Origin of the sequence: Shouchella tritolerans, assembly GCF_025770735.1 — a bacterium.
In the GTDB taxonomy this organism is placed as follows: Bacteria; Bacillota; Bacilli; order Bacillales; family Bacillaceae_D; genus Shouchella; species Shouchella tritolerans.
In genome coordinates, this window is the sequence record NZ_JAODPB010000002.1 from 308452 (window position 1) to 328867 (window position 20416).

A 20416-nucleotide genomic window follows, 5' to 3' on the forward strand; every position below is an offset into this window, starting at 1 on the left:
GCTTATTAAAAGGAGTGATTGGATGGGCCGGGAGTCAAGACAGCGCCTTGTCTTTATTGGCAATGGCATGGCAGGCGTCCGCGTTGTTGAGGAAGTGTTAAAACTAGCTCCGTACCAGTTTGCGATTACGATTCTATCTGAGGAAGATCGCCCGAGCTACAACCGCATCTTGCTTTCCTCCGTTTTGCAAGGGAAACAGACGCTTCAAAGCATCGGCATCCATCCGTCCCAATGGTATGTTGACCATGGCATTGAGCTGCGATTAGGGGAGAAAGCGACCAGAATTGACACTGTGGCCCAGAAAGTGTATACGGACAAAGGGGAATGGGCTTACGATAAGCTAGTGATCGCTACTGGCTCGGAGCCTTTTGTCCTACCAGTGCCAGGGGTGGAGAAAGAAGGCGTATTTGTTTTTCGAACAGTCCGTGACTGTGAACAGTTAGCTGAATGGGCTACTCGTTGCCAAAAAGTGGCTGTCATTGGTGGTGGTTTGCTTGGTCTTGAAGCCGCCCAAGGATTGTCTCATTTAGGCATTGACGTTAGCGTTATTCATCTTTCTGGCCGAATTATGGAGCGGCAGCTCGACGAAACTGCCGCCAGGCTGTTGAAACAGAAACTCGAGAGCAAAGGGATTCGCTTTTTGTTAAAAAAACAAACTGCGGAAATGATCGGCGAAGAGCGAGTAACAGGTCTTGGTTTTCAAGATGGGACGTCTCTTTCTGCTGATTTTGTTGTCATGGCAGCTGGGGTCCGGCCGAACATTGCCATTGCCAAGGAAAGCAACATTCCAACAAAGCGGGGAATTGTCGTTGACGACCGCCTACGCACGGACGTTTCAGGTGTGTATGCCGTTGGGGAATGTGCTGAACATAACGGAATCAGCTATGGGTTAGTGGCGCCCTTATATGAACAAGCAAAAGTGCTGGCCCGTGAGCTTTGTGGGCAGCCTGGGCTGTATTATAACGGCACTGTGTTAGCTGCACAATTAAAAATATCAGGTGTGAACGTCTTTTCTGCAGGCGATGCGACAGGTTCTCGCTCTTATACTGTCTTGACAACTTTAAACGAAATTACTGGGCAGTATAAGAAACTCCTTTTTAAAGGGGAGTGCCTTGCCGGAGCAGTATTGATTGGCGATACCCGTCAAAGCGACCAGCTGTTGCAGTTGATCCGGGCAAACACGCCATTGTCAGATGACGAAAAGACGCACCTGTTAACAGAAGACGGAACAGCATTAGAACGAGAGCTAGCTTCTCAGCCAGCTTCTCATCTCATTTGCCATTGTAATGCTGTATCAAAGGGCGACATTATGAAGGCAATGGCAGCTGGACAGCACACAGTCGGAAAGATAAAAGCAGAAACAAAAGCGGCAAGTTCATGCGGTGGATGCGAGGCGAGAGTTGCCGCTATGCTAGAAAGCTTTATGGGTGGACAGTTGCAAACCACTGTCGATATAGCTGAAAGAACACCGTTATGCCCGTGCACGTCACTGACCGAACAACAAGTCGCCCAATCAATCGTCGAGAAGCAGCTCGTTGCGTTTTCTGAAATGAGCCAAAAGCTAGGCTGGAAAAACAAAAGTGGGTGCCGAATCTGCCGAGAGGCGTCTGCCTATTATGCAGGCATGTTCTTCCCTAAGGTAGCACCAAAGGTACTGAATGGAAAACAAGAAAACGATGGCAGTTATACAATTGCACCCCCTCACATTGCTGGCAGCTTGAGCTCTGACCAATTAAAACAATTTGCCCTAACGGCTAAGGAACTGCAATTGCCGAGAATCCATTTTTCAGCACGCAACCAAGTGCAGCTGAGAGGGTTGACAGAAAAGCAACTGCCAGACGTCTTTGAACAGCTAGGCATGCCGCCTGTTGTTTTGGCAGGCAAGCGTTTGCGGGTTGCTATTGACGAAAGCCACTATAGCTGGCCGGAAGGGAGGCACTTGGCTGAAAGGCTGCTCGATTTATTTGACTGTGTGCCTTTTCCTGCAGAAACAGAAGTATGCTTTACGTTAGCTGGTCGTCGTCACGAGCTGGCTGCTATTCGTCTCTCCCGGTCGCCATTAAACTGGGAAGTCGCTATTGGTTCTGAATTCATTTGTACGAACCATTCTGTTGAAGCAGCCTTTCAACTTACTTGTGCGTTGCTGCAATACTTTAGACAATCAGCGCAGTACAGTGAAAATATCGCTGCTTGGCTTATACGTAAAGGCGCCGTCCATGTTCGTGAAGTCGTGTTTGACACTGCTTGCCAGGCAAAATTGAATAGACAGCTAGCGGAAACAACGGCACTTAACCGTAAGCTGACAGAACGAATTCCAGTCGTTTAAAGAGATAAAAATTTGGAGTGGAGGGATCATACTCGAATGCAGTCTGCCCATTTGCAGGAAAAAAGACAAGCGCCTGATCGTGAAATCGTCTATAACAGCCAATGCCCTTTTTGTAGTGTACAATGCAAGATGCAATTGATTGAACGCAAGTACGAACATAAAACATCATACGACGTTGTTGGCATAGAGAACCCTACATCTAAAGGCCGTTTATGTGTAAAAGGGCTGAATGCTCACCAACACGCATTTCATGCCAATCGGCTTACACAACCGCTGGCCAAAGTAAATGGAACATGGCTGCCCATTAGTTGGGATGATGCACTGAAACAAATCGCCGAAAACGTTCAGGCGATTCAACAAAAAGATGGGCATGATGCAATGGCCGTATATGGAAGCGCCTCAATTACAAATGAAGAAGCATATTTGCTTGGGAAATTTGCCCGTGTAGCCTTGAAATCAAGGCATATTGACTATAACGGACGGCTTTGTATGTCGGCTGCTGCTTCAGCTGCTACATCTGCATTTGGAATAGATCGAGGTTTAACCAATTCGCTTGAAGACGTTCTGTTTGCGGAATGTGTGATGTTGGTAGGAACTAATTTAGCTGAATGCCAACCAACGCTGATGCCTTACATTGAAGAAGCGAAAAAGAACGGCGCTTTTCTGATTGTTGTTGATCCAAGGGAAACGGCAACTGCGCAGCTGGCCGATTTGCACATAAAGCTAAAACCAGGTACAGACGCGGCTTTAGCAAATGGGTTGTTGAAATGTATCTTGGAAGGTGGCTACGAAAATGCCGCTTTCATCCAAAAACGGGTTGAAGGGTTTGAGGAAGTCAAAGCCCATATTGACAAGCTTAAACTTGAAAACATAGCCGAGCAAACAGGCGTCTGTGGCGATGTGATCATCAAGGCGGCTGAAACATTTGCTAAGGCAAGAACAGGGATGATTTTTACGGCAAGAGGCGTTGAGCAGCAAACAAACGGATCAATGGCTGTCCGCAATTTCCTGAATGTTCTAATGGTTACAGGGAAGTTAGGCAAACATGCCTGTGGATTTGCGGCGGTTACTGGACAAAGTAACGGCCAAGGGGCAAGGGAACATGGTCAAAAAGCCGATCAGCTTCCAGGATACCGTTCAATCGAAAATGAAGCACATCGCGCTCATATTGCCGCTATTTGGGGGATTTTGCCTGAACAGTTGCCAAGGAAGGGTGTCTCTGCTTTTGAAATGATGGAAAAAGCAGACAAGGGGGAAATTACCGGAATGCTTTTAATGTGCTCCAATCCGGTAGTATCCCATCCACAAGCCGATTTTGTCAAAAACACTTTAAAAAAGCTGAAATTTCTTGTCGCTGTCGATTTGTTTGTCTCTGAAACAGCTCAGCTTGCTGACTTGATCTTGCCATCAACATCTTATTTAGAAGATGAAGGAACGATGACAAATGTAGAAGGCAGAGTGACGTTGCGCGAAGCTAGCATGGCCCCTTATGGAGAAGCCCGACATGATTGGCAAATTATCTGTAACATTGCTGCTGCTCTTGGCAAAGGAAATGATTTTTCCTATTCCTGTGCGGAAGACATCTTTACTGAATTAAGAATGGCCAGCAAAGGCGGAATCGCTGACTACTATGGAATCACGTATGAGCGGCTTAGGAAAGAAAAGGGGATTTTTTGGCCATGCCCTAGCCTGGAACATCCAGGGACGCCAATGTTATTTGCGGATTGTTTTTATCGTCCAAACAAAAAAGCGCTTATGACCGTTGTTCCGAATGAGGCGCCTGTGCCAAAAGAAGAACCAAGTCGAGATTATCCTCTTTATTTAACGACAGGCAGAGTCCTTGCTCACTATTTGACTGGCGTACAGACAAGAAATAGCGCCTCCCTTATGGCGCGAAGCTTTGAATCTTTTGCAGAAATACATCCAGGCACTGCTAAAAAGCATGGAATCGCTGATCAAGCACTTATCAAGCTGACTACTAAACAAGGCAGTATGATCGTCCGTTGTCATTTTACAGAAACGATTCGTGAGGACACTATTTTTGTCCCCTTTCACTGGAGTGGCAAGCAAAACGTCAATCGTATAATTACAGGCAATTTAGATCCTGATTGCCGCATGCCAGCTTTTAAAGTTAGTTCAGTAAGGGCCGAACCATTAGTTATTCACGAGCAAATGGAAGGAGTGTTAGGAACATGAAACTTTCTGAGTTGCGTAAAAGCGGGCATGCGCCTTCGTTGTTTTCCGCTTTTTTATACTTCGATGTAAGCTTTATGATTTGGGTATTGCTTGGTGCGCTTGGAGCATATATTACTGCTGATTTTGGCTTGACCGCTTCACAAATTGGGTTCATTGTTGGGATTCCAATTTTAGCAGGCTCTGTTTTTCGTATCCTTGTTGGCATTCTGACAGATCGCTATGGGCCAAAAAAGACGAGCATAGCAGGGATGGTTGTAACGATGGTGCCGCTGTTGTGGGGCTGGTTATTCGGCACGAGCGTGTCAGAATTGGTCGCGATCGGGCTGCTGCTTGGCGTTGCAGGGGCTAGTTTTTCAGCTTCACTACCAATGGCTAGCCGGTGGTACCCACCCCATTTACAAGGGGTGGCAATGGGAATAGCAGGAGCTGGAAATAGCGGCACCTTATTTGCGACATTGTTCGGGCCAAGGCTAGCGGAAGTGGTCGGTTGGAATGGCGTGATGGGACTAGCACTTATCCCTCTTTCCCTTGTGCTCATCTCTTACATCCTTATGGCGAAGGAGCCACCAAACCAGCCAGCGCCGAAGCCGTTAAAAGTGTATTTCCGTGTATTCCAAGAGCGGGATACATGGTACTTTTGCTTGCTTTACAGTGTTACATTTGGTGGATTTGTAGGGTTGTCAAGCTTTTTAAGCTATTTCTTTGTTAACCAGTACGCTGTTTCAGGGGTAAGGGCAGGGGAGTTTGTCACACTTGTCGTTGCGGCGGGCAGTTTATTACGTCCAGTTGGCGGTTTGATTGCTGACAAAATTGGCGGCGCTCGCTTGCTCACTGTACTTTTTGTTGGCGTAGCCCTTTGCATGTTGGCCGTTAGTTTTCTCCCGCCTATTGCTTTTGCTCTCACTGCGTTATTTGTAGGGATGGGCTGTCTCGGCATGGGCAACGGCGCTGTGTTTCAACTTGTCCCTCAGCGTTTCCGCAAAGAAATCGGCATGGTGACTGGCATTGTCGGGGCTGCCGGAGGTGTTGGCGGCTTTTTCTTGCCAAATATTCTTGGCTTGTTTAAGGATATAACAGGAACGTATGCTAGCGGATTTCTTTTATTCGCCCTTTCAGCCTGTTTCGCCCTTGGGCTGTTGCTGTTTGCTCAGCACTCGTGGAAGAAGGCGTGGACGGAGACAAAGCAGACGACGTCCATCTAAGAGCGGTCCTACGGAAAGAAGCAAGAGGCATACGCAAGATGAAAATGGGGCCAGCGAACGCTGGCCCTAGCATATGTGGTGAAAAAGGTTATCGCCTGTATCAAGCTTTTTAGTCGTTCTTTTTTGGTGGTTTTGTTTTTTGGTGATTGCTTTTTGAGGCGGCACGTTTGTGCTGTTTTTTTTGTTCCTGTTTTAAGCGTTTTTTCTCTTCGCGTTCATGCTTGTTTTTAAAGTTGCGAAGCTCGACCAATTCACGCCGTAGCCGCCGCTCTTTGACCTGTTCTTTTAGCCCTTCTTGGCGCAGTGCTTTTAAAAGAGAAATCACCATAAGCACGATGATAATGGAAAAAGGAAACGCCACGACGATCATCGTGTTTTGCAAAGCTTGCAGGCCACCGCTATAGAGGAGGACAGCGGCAGTCGCTGACATTAACAGTCCCCACGTTATTTTAATTTTGTTAGGTGGATTTAATGATCCTCTTGTAGACTGGCTTCCTAGCACAAATGTTGCTGAATCAGCTGATGTAATAAAAAATACAGCGATTAAAAAGATCGTTATATAGGAAGTAATGGTGCTAAAAGGCATTGTGCTTAACACGCCGAACAGCATCTCTTCATTAGCCAATGTTGAGATCGTGGCAGCGCCCGAAGACTCGACAGCAATCGATGTCCCCCCTAGGAAAGAAAACCAAACAAAGCCTAGTAGCGAAGGAACAAGCAGTACACCTATGACAAACTCTCGCAGTGTTCGGCCTCTTGATACGCGGGCGATAAATGTGCCAACGTAAGGAGACCATGCCATCCACCAGGCCCAATAAAACAAGGTCCACGCATTAATCCAAGCACGGTGTTCTGCGCTGTTTGGAGCGATGGTAAAACTCAGTTCAGGCATGGACTGTATGTACTGACCAAGTGTATTTGTGAATAGATTTAACGAGTACATAGTTGCGCCAAATATCGCGAAAAACAGCAGCATAAGCACAACAAGTGTCATATTGACAGTGCTTAAAATACGAATTCCTTTGTCAAGTCCAGTAGATGACGAAATGAGGAAAAGCACAGTAATAACCACAATAATCACTAGCTGGAGCATAAAGCTGTTTTCTAGGTTTGTCAGGAAGGAGATGCCGCCGTTCATTTGTGCTGCCCCAAATCCGAGCGTCGTTGCAATTCCCGACAATGTGGCAATAATAGCGATCACATCGATCGTTTTGCCGACGAAGCCATTTGGATTGATTAGTGGCGACAGCGTCGCGCTAATCAGGCCAGGTTGTTCTTTGCGGAAATTAAAGTAAGCCAAACAAATCGCCACAAGCGCATAAATGGCCCAACCATGAAAGCCCCAATGTAGAAATACGTACTTCATTGACTCTAGCGCTGCTGCTCCCGTTCTTTCTTCTACAGTCGGTGAGCTCACTGCATAATGAGCAATTGGTTCTGCTGCCCCGAAAAACAGAAGTCCGACGCCAAGCCCGGCGCTAAATAAAAAAGCAAACCACGTTAGGTAACTGTATTCAGGTCGGTCTTCCTCCTTGCCTAAGCGTATCTTTCCATAAGGGCTAAAGACGAAAAAGAGGCAAACGAGCAAAAAGAAGGTGACGACAATTAAGTAATACCAGCCAAACCGATCGGCAATAAAGGCTTGGGCAGCGGCCGTAATGGCTTCAAGACGCGCCGGAGCAAAGATGCCAAAAGCAATAAAGATTAGGAGGATGCCAAGCACCCAGTAAAATACGGGGTCAATCTTCGTTCGTGTGTCATTTGAATTCATTAGTGCGCTCCTTGTTTGAAATCAACTGTGATGACGGAATAAACTTTTACATACCCATTTATTCGCGTTTATAACCTGGGAGGTCATTTCCAAATACTTTTCCCATTATACTTAACTCCCATGTATGCGTCTATGAACTAGAACAAAAAGCCATGAAAATAAATACGTTGATGTTAGGAAGAAGGAATGGGAAACAAGGAGGATTTAAGCACAATAAAAGATTTTAAAACAGAAAGCCCGCATTCTTTTCATTAAAGATGCGGGAGAACTTTAGCGAACAAATATTCTTATTTCTATTGACGAACATTCGTTCGCTCATTATAATGAAACTAAAAGGAGTGTGACCGATATGATCCGGTTATTAAACAGGGCTGCTACTGAGCATGGACGGGTAGAACTCATCTATGAAGCAAAAAATAAAAAGTTAACGCAAAGGGAAGTTACGGTATACACTGTTACCGAGACGCATGCTTTTTGTTATTGCCATTTAAAAAATGCGTACAGAGCATTCGCACTCGACCATATCCTGTCATGCGCCTGGGCGACAAATAAACGTGGGAATCGTTCCCTTATTGGCTAGCGTTTTTACCTGGTAGCCCATTGAGTCGATGACCCCAATGGTTGGTCGGGCCATAACCATTCCCGATCTGCAAAGACCATGTGATGGCATCTGCTGTAAAAACTTTTGCTTTTTGGACTGCACTCAATAGCCCTATGCCTTTAGCCAATTGTGCACAAATAGCTGCTGAGAAGGTACAGCCTGTCCCATGTGTATGTTTTGTATCCGTACGGGGCGCATCAAGTTTAAACAATCCGGTCTCTTTACTGTAAAACACATCAACCGCATCGCCTGTTAAACTTCCCCCTTTCACAACAACGCTTTGTGCCCCTAATTCTTTGACAATCCGTATGGCTGCTTTTTCCATATCGTCAACATCATCAATTTTCATGTCAATTAAATCTTCAGCTTCTGCAATATTAGGCGTCACAATCGTTGCTAAAGGCACAAGTGACTCTCGAAGCTTAGCGCGTACATGCTTTTCTAGCAATGGGTCGCCGTTTTTGGCCATCATCACTGGGTCGCAAACATAAGGGACGTTTTTGTGGGAATTTAGCTGTTGTTGTAGAAGTTCCATCATTTCTGGGAGCGCGATCATGCCGGTTTTAATAGCGCTTGGATAAATATCATCGACAACCGCTTGGAATTGTTGGTCGATAAATTCAAGAGGCACGTGGTGGATGGCCCGTACACCTGTCGTATTTTGCGCCACTAAAGAGGTAATCACACTCATTCCATACACTTCTAATTCTTGAAAAGTCTTGAGATCGGCTTGGATGCCAGCTCCTCCTGTAGGATCGGTTCCGGCGATCGTTAAGGCGCGATAAATCGTTGACAACACCATCATCCTTTCTGTCTAAAATAAAAAACAGCCGCCTGTTCTTGTGGAGGCGACTGTTGTAATGTAAAAAACAAATGTATTTTTTACGTTTCCACTTCCCTACGCTAGTATGAACTAGATCAGGTTGAAGAGTTAAAGGCGAACCTTTTCTCAGCACGAAGCACCCCTAGTGGAATCTATTTGTTTACTATTGTTTTACTCGTTAACAGCGTCTTTTAGCTGTTTACCTGGTTTGAATGCAGGATTTTTTGTAGCTGGGATTTCAATTTCTTCGCCAGTTTGCGGGTTGCGGCCTTTGCGGGCAGAACGCTCGCGAACTTCAAAGCTGCCAAAACCAACTAGTTGTACTTTTGCTCCTTTTACGAGTGATTCCGTAATGCCATTAAAAACAGCGTCAACCGCTTTAGAAGCGTCTTTTTTAGAGATTTCTGCTTGTTCTGATACTGCATTGATTAAATCTGTTTTGTTCATCTTAAAAAACTCCTTTTCTTATCGTAAAGTTGTTTCATTCTTTTCTTCTTACAGACCAACATATTGCTATATTCGCTGTGTGCGGCTTATAGCGACAATGCCTGCCCTTAATTTACTCATGAATCCTTGTTGTGTCAAGACTTAAAGGCCAAAATAAGGCTGAACACCTGATTTTTAATGACTTTGTAACGTTTTTCCCTAAAATCGGCACTGTACTTGTAATCAAACATGTCCTTTTTTTAGGGGGTATTTTTCCGTAGTTAACATTTTTGTAGCGTTTTTTCATGACACCTATTGTGGATTCGTTGTTTTTTTACTGTTGTTCTTATAGGTTTTCTTTTCTTTGTCATAAAAAGGCTTCATTTCGTCGCAGACACTGGAAGCATCCATCGGAACGCCGGTACGGTAAGCGGATCGAGAAATCATTAATGCTGCAATCGGCACCGTAATAAATACAAATAGAATGGTTAACAACAACTTACCAATAAACTCGCCTTTTAATACAAAAAAGTAGAGAAACACTGCGGCCATGATCATCATAACGCCAAATGTCGAATTTTTTCCGGTTGCATGGAGCCGGGAGTACACATCAGGCAATCGGACAATGCCTACAGCGGAAAGGAAGCCAAAAATGGACCCTAGTAAAGCCAAAACCGCGATTAGCCATTCAATCGTCGTCAAACAAATTCCCCCTCTCAAGGAATTTCGCCATGGCGGCAGAGCCAACAAAAGCGAGGATGCCTACGACGAGAAGAACCTCGGTATAGGCGCGCGTGTCTTGAAGGATCATTAAAATGCCGACAAAGCCAATTAATAAGATGCCAACGGTATCAAGCGCCACGATCCGGTCATGATTCGTCGGTCCAAGAAGGGCACGGACAAAACAAAGGAGCGCCGCAAGGCTTAATATCACTAAAGCAATAGAGAGCAACAGATTAAACATGATAGCGACGAGTCACCTCCAAAATGCCTGCCTCAAATGTATTTTTGGCTTGTTTAACCATACTGTCTTTGTCTTCGGCATGTAAGGCATGGACAAAAATGTAGCGGCCGTCTTCTGAAAACTCGATCGACATCGTCCCTGGTGTCAATGTCATCATGACGGCAAACAAGGTTTTTTCCGCTCTTGTCTCTAGTTCAGTTGGCACGGCAATGATCCCCGGGGCAATTTTCATTTTAGGGCTGATGACAATTTTAGCAACATCGAGGTTTGCAATCGTCAATTCTTTGGCAAACACAACCATCAGCTTTAAAAAGGACCAAACCCGAAGCATATAAAAATAGCGGCCTTTAAAACGGATCAAGCAAAGAACGACAAGCATTCCTATGATATAACCAAAGACGAAAGACTGGGCGCTAAAGCTGTTTTGAAAGAGCATCCACAAAAACGCAATTAACGTATTTATGATTATCTGAAATGCCATTTTCTCACTCTCCCAAAACAGATTGAATATAAATTTCCGGATTGAGTAGCTGGTCAGCTACAGCAAGCGAATAGGTGAATACAGGTTCAGCAGCGATGCCTAAGGCAATCGTTAACATCACAAGGGGAACGATCGGCAGCAAGAATTTTGTTACGGAAAAAGACGCCTGTTCGTCCGTATGTGCTTGCTTTCCCCAGAATGCATATACAAAAATCTTGATCATTGAAAACAACGTCAGTAAGCCGACGAGCAACGCGACGAATGCGATGCCATAACTTTCGACTACTAAGCTTTCCAAGATGAGCGGAAATTTACTGAAAAAGCCGCTTAGCGGAGGAATCCCAGCAAGTGATAATGCGCTGATTAAAAATAGCCACGCAAGCCAAGGGTGGGTTTTCAGCAAACCGCCCATTTTTTTAAGATCGGTTGTGCCTGTCACTTTTTCCGTTGCACCAGCAAACAGAAAAAGAGCTGTTTTTACAATAATGTGGTGGGCAATGTAAAAGACTGCCCCAGCAATAGCCGCCCGTGTATATAGCCCAAGGCCCATTACCATATAACCAACCTGGCTAATGATATGGTAGGATAGAATCCGTTTGAAATCAAATTGCGATACGGCTCCAAGAACGCCAAAAAACATCGTGAATCCCGCAATCCATAGAATAAACGTATGGGTAAATCCTGGGTCATTTGTAAAAATGAGCGTAAATGTACGGATGATCGCGTAAATGCCAACCTTCGTCAACAACCCACCAAACAGGGCGGCAACCGCCGCTGGTGGTCCATAGTAAGAGCGGGGGAGCCAGAAGTAAAGGGGAAATAACGCCCCTTTCATCGCAAACACGAGAAAGAAAATCATCGCTACCACTTGCAAAGCCCCTGTTTGCTCCATTTCCCCGATCCGAATCGCTAAGTGGGCCATATTTAACGTGCCCGTAATCCCGTAGAGATAGGCAACGCCTACTAAAAAGAGAATCGAAGCAAATACGTTAATCGTTGCATACTTGAATGATTCTCGCAATTGGTAGCCTGTTCCTCCAATAACGATTAATGCATACGATGACAACAGCATCACTTCAAAGAAAACAAACAAGTTAAATAAATCCCCTGTAAGAAAAGCGCCGTTTACTCCAGTCAATAGAAAGAAGTAAAAGGGATAGAAATAAAATTTTTCCCGTTCAGGATGGATGGTCCAAAAGGCAAAAAGCAAACAGACGAGCCCAATAATAGCTGAGAGTAGTACCATAAATGTGGAAAACAAATCAGCTACGAAGACAATGCCGAATGGGGCATTCCAATTTCCGAACTCGAGTGTCGTAATGCCGTTAGCATAAGCGTCGTATGCGAGAAACAGTGCGCTTGCCAATATCGCAATGGAGGCGAACAAGCTAATGAAGCGTTGCGTTCTGCGATATTTGGCGAACAAAATCAATGTTGCTCCTACAGCAAATGGTAAGATTACAGGAATGATAAGCATATTATTCATCGGCAGAACCCCTTAATTTCTCTAAGTCGTCGGTGTTATGCACTTTGTACGTCCGGTAGCCAAGCACAACCAAAAAGGCAGTGATTCCAAAGCTAATAACAATTGCTGTCAAAATAAGCGCTTGGGGCAGTGGGTCTGTGTAGCCACCGTCTGCCATATGCTCAAGCGGTGGAGCTTCAGCATTGAGACCAGCCATCGTCAAAAGCAGCAAATGGGCGCCGTGGGAAAGAATCATTAACGATACGATGACACGAAGCAAGCTGCGTGCTAATAAAAGGTAAGTGCCGATCGAAAAAAGAACGCCGATGACGATAAACATTAAAATTTCCATTAGCCTTTATCCTCCGCAATTGTTAAGGTTACAACCATCGCCATGGCTACGACAACAAAAAAGATCCCTAAGTCGAAAGGCAACGCTGTTGTTAATTCGACTTTACCAAAAAAAGGGAAATGGAAGTAATCAAAAAATTGTTCCAAATAAGCCCGTCCAAAAAGGATGCCAATAAAACCTACGGCAATTGTCAGCAACAAGCCAATCGCAATAAATGGCACAAATGAAATCTTGATTGCTTCCTGGGCTTTTTTACGGTCAAAAACGACATAAATAAGGATAAAGGCACAGGCGGCCATTAATCCGCCAATGAATCCTCCACCTGGATCGTTATGTCCGGCAAAAAACAAGTAAAAGGAAAAGGCGAGAATAAAATAGGCGGCTACAGTAATTAGCGTTTGCTGAAGCACGTCATGGGATTTGGAATACTTCACACATCTTCCCCTCCTTTAAAGCGGTGTTTGATTAACATGATGACGGCAAGTGAGACAATGCCAAGCACAAGGACTTCAAGCATTGTATCAAGTCCCCGGAAATCGACGAGGATGACGTTTACCATATTGGTTCCGCCTCCAAGTTTATAAACGTTTTCGATGTAATAGTCGGAGATCGACGAAAAATTTGCATCGGTGCCAAGCGAATAAGCGCTAATACCGACAACGGTAATGGTGATTCCTACAGCAGCTGAGATCACAATATTGCTCAGTTTTTTTGAAGGAGCGGCCTTTTCAGGCGCCATTTCTGGCAAGTGCCTGAATGCTAGCATTAATAGCACAACCGTTACCGTTTCAATTAAAAGCTGTGTAAGCGCCAAGTCCGGTGCGCGAAACATTGCAAAATAGAGTGCCATAATATAGCCGATGATTCCTGCAAAGATAATCAACGTCATCCGTTTTTGAATAAACGGCAGGCACAAAGTGGTCACTATAAACACTGCTGTTACGATATAGACAAAAAACGGAGTCGTCGCTACGGCACTTATGTTAAAAGACCATGCATCGGCATACCAAAATGTCCAACCGAGGAGCAAAAGGATAAACGCACACATATAAACAAAATAATCCCTTAGCAACCCTGTCATTTGTGCTCTTGTGACTGTTTGCGAAAAGTGAATAAGACCATCTAAGCCTTGATCGTAAAACCAATTGAGTGGGTCTCTTTCACGTTTATAGATATTAAACTGCGACCATTTTTTCATCGTGATTAAGAGGACGCTTCCGCATAAAATGATAGCCAATGTCATTAGCAATTCCGTATTGATCCCGTGCCATAGCGAAAACTTGATGTCAAGCTCGTCCGCAGAAAAACGAGGGAGTATGCTGGTGACAGCGGGGGCAACAAGCGATTGTGCGACGACGTTTGGAAATATACCGAGCGTAACAACTAAAGCTACTAGAATCACTGGGCTAATCAGCATTCCGAAAGGAGCTTCATGAACGGGCTTTTTGTAATGGCTTTGCTCGAATTTTCCGAAGAACGTCTTGAAGAATGTGATCGCACAGTACAGAAACGTAAACACACTAGCAACCCAAGCAATGACCGGAAGCAAAAAGCCTACCGTTTCTAATGAAAAGAAATCACCTTCTGCTGCTCGCAGCAAGCTCGTAAAAAACATTTCTTTTGAAAGAAAGCCGTTAAATGGCGGCAATCCAGCCATGGAAGCCAGTCCTATGGCCGAAATAGCAAAAGTGATTGGCATGATCGTCATTAATCCGCCTAATTTGCGGATATCCCTAGTGCCGGTTTCATGGTCAATAATGCCGACTGCCATAAACAAACTGCCTTTGAAAGTCGCGTGGTTTAACAAATGGAAGACGGCAGTTGTAATAGCAAGTGAATAAAAGAGGGCCCCTTCGCCTGATTCTACATAAAGAGCAGCAGAACCGACTCCGAGTAAGCTCATGATCAGCCCTAGTTGGCTGATGGTTGAGTAAGCCAAGATTCCTTTTAAATCTTTTTGGCGTACAGCTGTAATCGATCCATACGTAAGCGTAACAAGGCCGGCAATAACCAGCGTCCAGAACCATACAGCTTCGCCGCCGAACACGGGTGTTAAGCGGGCTACTAAATAAATGCCTGCTTTAACCATTGTTGCTGAATGCAAATAGGCTGAAACTGGAGTAGGCGCTTCCATTGCATCAGGCAACCAAATATGGAACGGGAATTGAGCTGATTTTGTAAAAGCCCCTAGGAGCACTAAAATCATTGCCGCTAAAAATAGTGTGCTACCGGCCAAGCCTTCTGTCTGCGCGATAATATCGCGGACACTGAAAGTCCCTGTCATCCCGTAGAGGATACAGAAGCCAGCTAGCATCGCAAAGCCACCGAACACCGTGATCAGCATTGATTTTTGTGCACCATATACAGAAGCTTTCCGATGGAACCAATAGCTGATAAGCAGTGCTGAAGCAAGGCTGGTTAGCTCCCAAAAGATATACAAAACAATCAAATTATCGGATAGTACGACGCCAACCATGGCTCCCATAAACATTAGCAAGTAAACGTAAAAATGGTGTAGGCGTTCTGACATTTTGTCCAAGTAGTAAATAGAGTACAACACGACCAATGCGCCAATTCCTGTAATTAACAAGGCAAATAGTAAGCTAAGACCGTCAACATACAAATCAACGTTAATGCCGAGTGAGGGAACCCAGGAAAGGGATACATATTCGTAACCCCCCTCCATCGTCGTCGGTAAAAACGTTAAAAAGTACAGGAAAAGCGCAGTTGGAACACATAAAACAAACCAACCAGTGTGGATTTTTTTTGTATACGGGTAAATTAGTGGTATAAGAATAGCCATCATAAATGGAATGAGGATGGCGATATGCAAACTGGACATGCCTTGCCTCCTTTGAAGTAAAAATGGATCTCAGCCATTATAACGCAAAAAAAAAAGCCGTGCATCCTTAGAGCGTCAAGGATTTACGATGTTGGACATATCTATTAAATAGGATAAAAGGCGTGGGGAGCGCCTAAAATTTTTTTTGAATGTATAAACTGCCCCTTGATCAGACGACGCTATATGTAAAAAAGAAGGCGGGGATGTTCCATTCGAACTCAAACGAAAGGGATCTTATGTGGGATCGTATTTACGATCATTTTTTTAGGCAGTTGGTGGTTGGATTATGATATGGATAAAACGTGGAAAGAAAAGAGGGAAGGATTCACTATACAAGAGTATGATTCCGTTGAATTTGCGCCGCGTGAATATATAAAGCTTTTGCCAAAAGAGACAGAAGAAAAAGACGACTTTTAAAAGTCGTCTTTTTCTTCAAGGCTCACAAGGCGGGCTATTTCTATCAATCTTCATGAAGAGAGTTTAATCCTGTCCGTTAATGAACGCCTAAGGAGTTCATCGTGAATCAAATCAATGAAGTCTTGGTTAAGTTCAAGCTCAATGGCTTTATGGTACGTTTCAATTAGCAACTCGTCCGATAAATTTTCCATTGTCCCCCCGCTAAAGCGTCAGCAGGTTCACCTCCTCGTCGATAGAAATGACCGCGACCTTGCAATCACTTATATGATTAATCAAATCCTATCATGTATTAGGGACTAGAACAACCGTTCGTTTATCCACATGGACTCGTTGATAACCTGTTAGCATTTTGTGGGTTTTTGTCTCAAACTCCCAATGTACAAGTGTTTATAAAGTGAACAAAGTTATCCACAGAAAGGAACATAGGAGTATTTGTCGAAAAGTTTTTCGTTCATAATGGTTTTTGTCGAATCATGAATAAGGATCTTTATAAAAAAGGATTATGTTTGATAAAATGGGGGATGAACGGTATAGTTGATGATTGGTTAGTTAATGTGGAATGTTTAGAAATGAGGTGCTGATGTGTTCAGCGAGTTACTCCCTAATCAATATGTAAAAAGCATTTATGACATTGATTTGAATGCGCTCCGTGACCGTGGAATAAAGGCGGTCATTACCGATTTAGATAATACTTTAGTTGAATGGCATCGGCCAGGCGCGACGCCAGAAGTCAAACAATGGTTGAAAGAGCTAGAGAAAACGGGTTTACACGTAACGATTGTTTCAAACAACAATGAAAAGCGTGTAAAAACCTTTTGTGACCCTGAGAAAGTGGTCTTTATCCATAGCGCTAAAAAGCCTATGAGGAGAGCGTTTAAGCAGGCGTGCACACAAATGGGTGTTCGCGCTGATGAAGCGGTCGTTATTGGTGACCAAATATTCACAGATGTTCTCGGCGGTAACCGTGCTGGGCTGTATACGATTTTGGTCGTGCCTGTTGCAAGCACCGATGGCTGGATGACAAAAGTAAATCGACGGGTTGAACGGATTGTATTAAAATGGATGAGAAGAAAAGGGTACATACATTGGGAGGATGAGGCATGACGGAATCGAAGGAAGAATGGCACTGCTCAGGTTGCGGTGTCTCCATCCAAACGGAAGATCCGAAAAAGCTTGGTTACGCACCAGAGTCGGCTTTAAAGCGAGACGTAGTGGTTTGCAAACGGTGTTACAGGCTCAAACATTACAATGAAATTGAGTCAGTTTCAATTGGCGACGAGGATTTTCAAGCGATGTTTGAGTCCCTTCACCATAAAAAGGCACTAATTGTTAAAGTCGTTGATGTCGTCGATTTCTATGGCAGTTGGATTTCAGGGGTCCACCGTTTCGTCGGAAAAAACCCTGTATTGCTTGTGGCTAATAAAGTTGACCTTCTTCCTAAATCTACGAACCGCAACAAGCTGATAAACTGGCTTAAAAAGTCCGCTCGTGATTTAGGATTAAAGCCACTTGAAGTAAAATTAATGAGTACTGTTACTGGGGAAGGGATCGATGATGTCGCCTTAACCATTGACGAAATGCGAAGAGGCCGAGATGTTTATGTCGTTGGCTGTACAAATGTTGGCAAGTCATCGTTTATCAACAGAATCCTCGCTATGCATGGACAAGCGGATGAAGCGATGATCACCACTTCTCACTTTCCAGGGACGACGCTGGCGATGATTGACATTCCTCTAGGCGACGGCAAGTCGTTAGTCGATACACCTGGACTGGTTAACCGCCACCAGTATGCCCATTTGCTTAGTGTAAAAGGGTTAAAGGAAATTACGCCCAAAAAAGAAATTAAACCAATTGTGTATCAATTAAAAGAAGGACAAACCCTATTTCTAGGCGGCTTAGCCCGATTTGATTTTGTAAAGGGAGCGCCTTCCTCGTTTGTTGTTTATGCGGCAAATCGTTTGCATATTCATCGCACCAAATTAGAAAAAGCAGACGATTTGTACAGCAAGCATGGAGGCGAGCTGCTCGTCCCTCCTTATAAAGAAGCTGGCGAACAAGTCCGACCGCTCGTAAAACATTCGTTTAAAGTGGACAAAGAGCCGATGGATATTGTCTTCTCAGGTTTAGGTTGGATTCGGATCCAGACAGAAGGTGCCATCATTGAAGCACACGCCCCAAAAGAAGTCGGCGTTGCGATTCGCCGTTCTATCCATACGTAAAAAAGGGAGCAGGAGGTGGAGGAAATGACCCGCCAATTTGGTTTAATTGGTCATCCACTAGGCCATAGCAAAAGCCCAGTCATGCATGAGGCAGCCTATAAAGACATGGGGTTAGATGCTGTTTATCGTGCCTATGACATTTCTCCAAGGGAATTGGGAAATGCTATACGTACAATGAAAGCGCAAGGCATCGACGGGTTTAACGTAACCATCCCCCATAAAGTCGCAATCATCGAGTATTTAGACGAAATTGATGAGGATGCCGAAGCGATGGGGGCGGTCAATACAGTCGTTTGTCAGAACGGCCGTTGGGTCGGCAAAAACACAGATGCGGATGGTTACATGGAATCCCTTCTTCCGGTTGTAAGCGACCAATCGCTTAAAGGAAGCCGTGTGCTTGTCATTGGCGCAGGAGGCGCAGCGAGGGCTGTTATTCACGCCCTTGGCAAACAACGTGCCACTATTTCTGTTTCAAACCGGACGGCGGAAAAAGCCCAGGAGCTGGCGCGGCTGTTTAGCCATTTGGATATTGAGGCAATCTCGCTTGACGAGGCGGAATCAACTCTTGGTACATACGACGTATTAATTAATACGACTTCCGTTGGTATGTACCCTGATACGAGCAAACAGCCGATCGCCTTAGACCGTCTTAAACGAGCGACGATTGTTAGTGATTTAATTTATAACCCATACGAGACAGCGCTTTTGCAAGAAGCGAAACAAAGAGGAAACCGGATTTTAAATGGCATTGGCATGTTTGTCAATCAAGGAGCGTTGTCCATTGAGCACTGGACAGGGCACAAACCAAACCGCAAATGCATGGAACGCGTTGTGCGTATGCATTTAACTTAATGGGAGATGTAATAGCAAATGTTAACGAATAAACAGAAGCGGTTTTTACGGGCCAAGTCACACGCGGTCCAGCCGATTTTTCAAGTCGGCAAAGGGGGCGTCAACCAAAACATGATTGTGCAAATCAACGAAGCCCTTGAAGCACGAGAATTGATTAAAATTAGCGTATTGCAAAACTGCCTTGAGGATAAACATTACGTTGCGGAAGAAATTGTCAACAAGACACGCTCTTTCCTAGTGCAAGTCATTGGCAATATGATCATTCTTTATAAACCGTCAAGAGAAAACAAACAGATCGAGTTGCCTGGCCGGTAACAGAGGAGTGAGGTAAGAGTGAAGCGGATTGGATTATTTGGCGGCACGTTTGACCCCCCTCATCTCGGCCATTTGCTTATCGCGCAAGAGGCATTAACGACAATCAAACTGGATGAAGTCTGGTTTGTGCCAGTGTCGACGCCTCCCCATAAAGACCGAACTGGTTTAACGTCTGGCAAAGACCGCTACGACATGGTGAAAGCTGCTCTCCTTCAGGAGGGGCGTTTTCGAGTTTGTGACATCGAACTAATCCGCAAAGGAAAATCGTATACGATTGATACAGTTCGCGAGCTGAAGCGAACCTATCCTAATGATGAGTTCTTTTTTTTGATTGGCGGCGACATGGTGGATATGTTGCCAGAATGGCGTGGAATCGATGAACTGAAACAATTGGTGACGTTTGTTGCCTTTAACCGTCCTGGTGCAAGCGTGAAAAGCCGGCCGGACGTCCATTTCGTCCCGTTTGTCGAAGTAAACATCTCTTCTTCGCTAATTAGGGAACGGCTTGCAAAAGGCAAACCGATTCGCTATTTTGTTACGCCGGAAGTTGAACAATTAATTGAGGAGCGGAATCTTTATGGCGATAACAACGAATGAAGCACTCCAGGAAGTAAAGCAGCATTTGACCGATGTCCGTTATACCCACACTCTCGGCGTCCGAGATACGGCGCTCGCCCTTGCCAAGCATTATGGCGCTGATGAATCGAAGGCTGAACTTGCAGCGATTCTCCATGATATTTGTAAATACCACGATGTACAAACGATGCAAGAGATTGTTCGAAACAAGCTGCATGAGCCTCATTGGGGCGAATACGGAAATGAGCTGCTCCATGCCCCTTGTGGAGCCTACTTTGTAGAACATCAATTAGGCGTTAAAGACAAAGATATTTTGCTTGCCATCCGTTCTCATACGACGGGGCGTGCCGGCATGGGTTTGTTAGAAAAAGTCTTATTTGTTGCCGATTATATTGAACCGAATCGGCGTTTTCCAGGTGTGGAACAAGCAAGAAAACTAGCTGAGGAAAGCTTAGATGCGGCTTGTTGTTTTGCCCTAAGGCAAACGATGTTTTTTTTGTTGGATAGAGAACAGCTGATTCACCCGGAAACCGTATCCGCTTATAACGCTTTTTATAAACAGAAAGGAGCAATGGAATTTGAATGAAC

22 protein-coding genes and 1 riboswitch are annotated in these 20416 nt (G+C 44.7%); of the genes, 11 read left to right on the forward strand and 11 right to left on the reverse strand.

The window, feature by feature from the left end:
• The first annotated feature begins 22 nt into the window (after window positions 1–22).
• Genes nirB through N6H06_RS07825 form a run of 3 tightly spaced genes read left to right on the forward strand, consistent with a single transcriptional unit; the run spans window position 23 to window position 5724 of the window.
• Complete coding sequence (gene nirB, locus N6H06_RS07815; RefSeq protein ID WP_263706008.1) at window positions 23–2326, forward strand: nitrite reductase large subunit NirB; 2304 nt, start codon at window positions 23–25, stop codon at window positions 2324–2326.
• A 36-nt stretch (window positions 2327–2362) separates the two neighbouring features.
• On the forward strand, window positions 2363–4522 hold the full coding sequence (gene nasC, locus N6H06_RS07820) for an assimilatory nitrate reductase catalytic subunit NasC (protein ID WP_263706009.1): 2160 nt from the start codon (window positions 2363–2365) through the stop codon (window positions 4520–4522).
• Complete coding sequence (locus N6H06_RS07825) at window positions 4519–5724, forward strand: nitrate/nitrite transporter (RefSeq protein ID WP_263706010.1); 1206 nt, start codon at window positions 4519–4521, stop codon at window positions 5722–5724. Before nasC ends, N6H06_RS07825 begins: the two co-directional genes overlap by 4 nt.
• 109 nt (window positions 5725–5833) lie before the next feature.
• Here the strand turns inward: N6H06_RS07825 and N6H06_RS07830 are convergent, their stop codons facing one another.
• Window positions 5834–7495 (reverse strand): BCCT family transporter, encoded by a 1662-nt coding sequence (locus N6H06_RS07830; protein ID WP_062747401.1) that lies wholly within the window; start codon window positions 7493–7495, stop codon window positions 5834–5836.
• A 349-nt stretch (window positions 7496–7844) separates the two neighbouring features.
• Here N6H06_RS07830 and N6H06_RS07835 point away from each other — a divergent pair, with 349 nt between their 5' ends.
• Window positions 7845–8075, forward strand: a complete 231-nt coding sequence (locus N6H06_RS07835) for a WYL domain-containing protein (RefSeq protein ID WP_062747400.1) — start codon at window positions 7845–7847, stop codon at window positions 8073–8075.
• On the opposite strand, the gene thiD is transcribed toward N6H06_RS07835, so the two are convergent.
• The 9 genes from thiD to N6H06_RS07880 form a co-directional block, all read right to left on the reverse strand.
• Window positions 8065–8892, reverse strand: coding sequence for a bifunctional hydroxymethylpyrimidine kinase/phosphomethylpyrimidine kinase (gene thiD / locus N6H06_RS07840; RefSeq protein ID WP_062747926.1), 828 nt, complete (start codon window positions 8890–8892; stop codon window positions 8065–8067). The two genes, N6H06_RS07835 and thiD, sit on opposite strands and share 11 nt — an antisense overlap.
• 82 nt (window positions 8893–8974) lie before the next feature.
• A riboswitch (TPP riboswitch) is annotated at window positions 8975–9073 on the reverse strand.
• A 17-nt stretch (window positions 9074–9090) separates the two neighbouring features.
• Window positions 9091–9366: an HU family DNA-binding protein gene (locus tag N6H06_RS07845; protein WP_011246472.1), complete on the reverse strand. Its 276-nt coding sequence runs from the start codon at window positions 9364–9366 to the stop codon at window positions 9091–9093.
• A 291-nt stretch (window positions 9367–9657) separates the two neighbouring features.
• Entirely contained in the window at window positions 9658–10047 is a 390-nt protein-coding gene (gene mnhG, locus N6H06_RS07850) for a monovalent cation/H(+) antiporter subunit G (protein WP_062747398.1), read from the reverse strand.
• Window positions 10034–10309: a Na(+)/H(+) antiporter subunit F1 gene (locus N6H06_RS07855; RefSeq protein ID WP_062747396.1), complete on the reverse strand. Its 276-nt coding sequence runs from the start codon at window positions 10307–10309 to the stop codon at window positions 10034–10036. Before N6H06_RS07855 ends, mnhG begins: the two co-directional genes overlap by 14 nt.
• A complete protein-coding gene (locus N6H06_RS07860; protein ID WP_062747394.1) occupies window positions 10302–10790 on the reverse strand; it encodes a Na+/H+ antiporter subunit E in 489 nt (162 codons plus the stop codon). Before N6H06_RS07860 ends, N6H06_RS07855 begins: the two co-directional genes overlap by 8 nt.
• Window positions 10791–10794: 4 nt before the next feature.
• Window positions 10795–12276, reverse strand: a complete 1482-nt coding sequence (locus N6H06_RS07865) for a Na+/H+ antiporter subunit D (RefSeq protein WP_062747392.1) — start codon at window positions 12274–12276, stop codon at window positions 10795–10797.
• On the reverse strand, window positions 12269–12607 hold the full coding sequence (locus tag N6H06_RS07870) for a Na(+)/H(+) antiporter subunit C (RefSeq protein ID WP_062747390.1): 339 nt from the start codon (window positions 12605–12607) through the stop codon (window positions 12269–12271). Before N6H06_RS07870 ends, N6H06_RS07865 begins: the two co-directional genes overlap by 8 nt.
• A complete protein-coding gene (locus N6H06_RS07875) occupies window positions 12607–13041 on the reverse strand; it encodes an MnhB domain-containing protein (RefSeq protein ID WP_212953302.1) in 435 nt (144 codons plus the stop codon). Before N6H06_RS07875 ends, N6H06_RS07870 begins: the two co-directional genes overlap by 1 nt.
• Window positions 13038–15449: a Na+/H+ antiporter subunit A gene (locus tag N6H06_RS07880; protein WP_263706011.1), complete on the reverse strand. Its 2412-nt coding sequence runs from the start codon at window positions 15447–15449 to the stop codon at window positions 13038–13040. The genes N6H06_RS07875 and N6H06_RS07880 overlap by 4 nt, the downstream gene beginning before the upstream one ends.
• A gap of 291 nt (window positions 15450–15740) precedes the next feature.
• Between N6H06_RS07880 and N6H06_RS07885 the strand changes: the two genes are divergently transcribed.
• Complete coding sequence (locus N6H06_RS07885; protein ID WP_263706012.1) at window positions 15741–15866, forward strand: hypothetical protein; 126 nt, start codon at window positions 15741–15743, stop codon at window positions 15864–15866.
• Between the two features lie 50 nt (window positions 15867–15916).
• Here the strand turns inward: N6H06_RS07885 and sda are convergent, their stop codons facing one another.
• Window positions 15917–16057, reverse strand: coding sequence for a sporulation histidine kinase inhibitor Sda (gene sda / locus N6H06_RS07890; protein WP_035203910.1), 141 nt, complete (start codon window positions 16055–16057; stop codon window positions 15917–15919).
• Between the two features lie 391 nt (window positions 16058–16448).
• Between sda and N6H06_RS07895 the strand changes: the two genes are divergently transcribed.
• Genes N6H06_RS07895 through yqeK form a run of 6 tightly spaced genes read left to right on the forward strand, consistent with a single transcriptional unit; the run spans window position 16449 to window position 20414 of the window.
• Window positions 16449–16970: a YqeG family HAD IIIA-type phosphatase gene (locus N6H06_RS07895; protein WP_263706013.1), complete on the forward strand. Its 522-nt coding sequence runs from the start codon at window positions 16449–16451 to the stop codon at window positions 16968–16970.
• On the forward strand, window positions 16967–18085 hold the full coding sequence (yqeH, locus tag N6H06_RS07900) for a ribosome biogenesis GTPase YqeH (protein ID WP_212953309.1): 1119 nt from the start codon (window positions 16967–16969) through the stop codon (window positions 18083–18085). Before N6H06_RS07895 ends, yqeH begins: the two co-directional genes overlap by 4 nt.
• A 24-nt stretch (window positions 18086–18109) precedes the next feature.
• A complete protein-coding gene (gene aroE, locus N6H06_RS07905; RefSeq protein WP_062747380.1) occupies window positions 18110–18937 on the forward strand; it encodes a shikimate dehydrogenase in 828 nt (275 codons plus the stop codon).
• A gap of 18 nt (window positions 18938–18955) precedes the next feature.
• A complete protein-coding gene (gene yhbY, locus N6H06_RS07910; RefSeq protein WP_062747378.1) occupies window positions 18956–19252 on the forward strand; it encodes a ribosome assembly RNA-binding protein YhbY in 297 nt (98 codons plus the stop codon).
• Between the two features lie 18 nt (window positions 19253–19270).
• Window positions 19271–19849 (forward strand): nicotinate-nucleotide adenylyltransferase, encoded by a 579-nt coding sequence (locus N6H06_RS07915; RefSeq protein WP_062747376.1) that lies wholly within the window; start codon window positions 19271–19273, stop codon window positions 19847–19849.
• On the forward strand, window positions 19830–20414 hold the full coding sequence (gene yqeK, locus N6H06_RS07920; protein WP_062747374.1) for a bis(5'-nucleosyl)-tetraphosphatase (symmetrical) YqeK: 585 nt from the start codon (window positions 19830–19832) through the stop codon (window positions 20412–20414). The genes N6H06_RS07915 and yqeK overlap by 20 nt, the downstream gene beginning before the upstream one ends.
• The last annotated feature ends 2 nt before the right edge of the window (window positions 20415–20416 follow it).

Excerpts from the sequence above, each read along its gene's own strand:
- nirB (WP_263706008.1), top strand. The coding sequence starts at position 23 with ATGGGCCGGGAGTCAAGACAGCGCCTTGTCTTTATTGGCAATGGCATG.
- nasC (WP_263706009.1), top strand. The coding sequence starts at position 2,363 with ATGCAGTCTGCCCATTTGCAGGAAAAAAGACAAGCGCCTGATCGTGAA.
- N6H06_RS07825 (WP_263706010.1), top strand. The coding sequence starts at position 4,519 with ATGAAACTTTCTGAGTTGCGTAAAAGCGGGCATGCGCCTTCGTTGTTT.
- N6H06_RS07830 (WP_062747401.1), bottom strand. The coding sequence starts at position 7,495 with ATGAATTCAAATGACACACGAACGAAGATTGACCCCGTATTTTACTGG.
- N6H06_RS07835 (WP_062747400.1), top strand. The coding sequence starts at position 7,845 with ATGATCCGGTTATTAAACAGGGCTGCTACTGAGCATGGACGGGTAGAA.
- N6H06_RS07845 (WP_011246472.1), bottom strand. The coding sequence starts at position 9,366 with ATGAACAAAACAGATTTAATCAATGCAGTATCAGAACAAGCAGAAATC.
- N6H06_RS07855 (WP_062747396.1), bottom strand. The coding sequence starts at position 10,309 with ATGTTTAATCTGTTGCTCTCTATTGCTTTAGTGATATTAAGCCTTGCG.
- N6H06_RS07860 (WP_062747394.1), bottom strand. The coding sequence starts at position 10,790 with ATGGCATTTCAGATAATCATAAATACGTTAATTGCGTTTTTGTGGATG.
- N6H06_RS07865 (WP_062747392.1), bottom strand. The coding sequence starts at position 12,276 with ATGAATAATATGCTTATCATTCCTGTAATCTTACCATTTGCTGTAGGA.
- N6H06_RS07870 (WP_062747390.1), bottom strand. The coding sequence starts at position 12,607 with ATGGAAATTTTAATGTTTATCGTCATCGGCGTTCTTTTTTCGATCGGC.
- N6H06_RS07880 (WP_263706011.1), bottom strand. The coding sequence starts at position 15,449 with ATGTCCAGTTTGCATATCGCCATCCTCATTCCATTTATGATGGCTATT.
- N6H06_RS07885 (WP_263706012.1), top strand. The coding sequence starts at position 15,741 with ATGGATAAAACGTGGAAAGAAAAGAGGGAAGGATTCACTATACAAGAG.
- sda (WP_035203910.1), bottom strand. The coding sequence starts at position 16,057 with ATGGAAAATTTATCGGACGAGTTGCTAATTGAAACGTACCATAAAGCC.
- yqeH (WP_212953309.1), top strand. The coding sequence starts at position 16,967 with ATGACGGAATCGAAGGAAGAATGGCACTGCTCAGGTTGCGGTGTCTCC.
- aroE (WP_062747380.1), top strand. The coding sequence starts at position 18,110 with ATGACCCGCCAATTTGGTTTAATTGGTCATCCACTAGGCCATAGCAAA.
- yhbY (WP_062747378.1), top strand. The coding sequence starts at position 18,956 with ATGTTAACGAATAAACAGAAGCGGTTTTTACGGGCCAAGTCACACGCG.
- yqeK (WP_062747374.1), top strand. The coding sequence starts at position 19,830 with ATGGCGATAACAACGAATGAAGCACTCCAGGAAGTAAAGCAGCATTTG.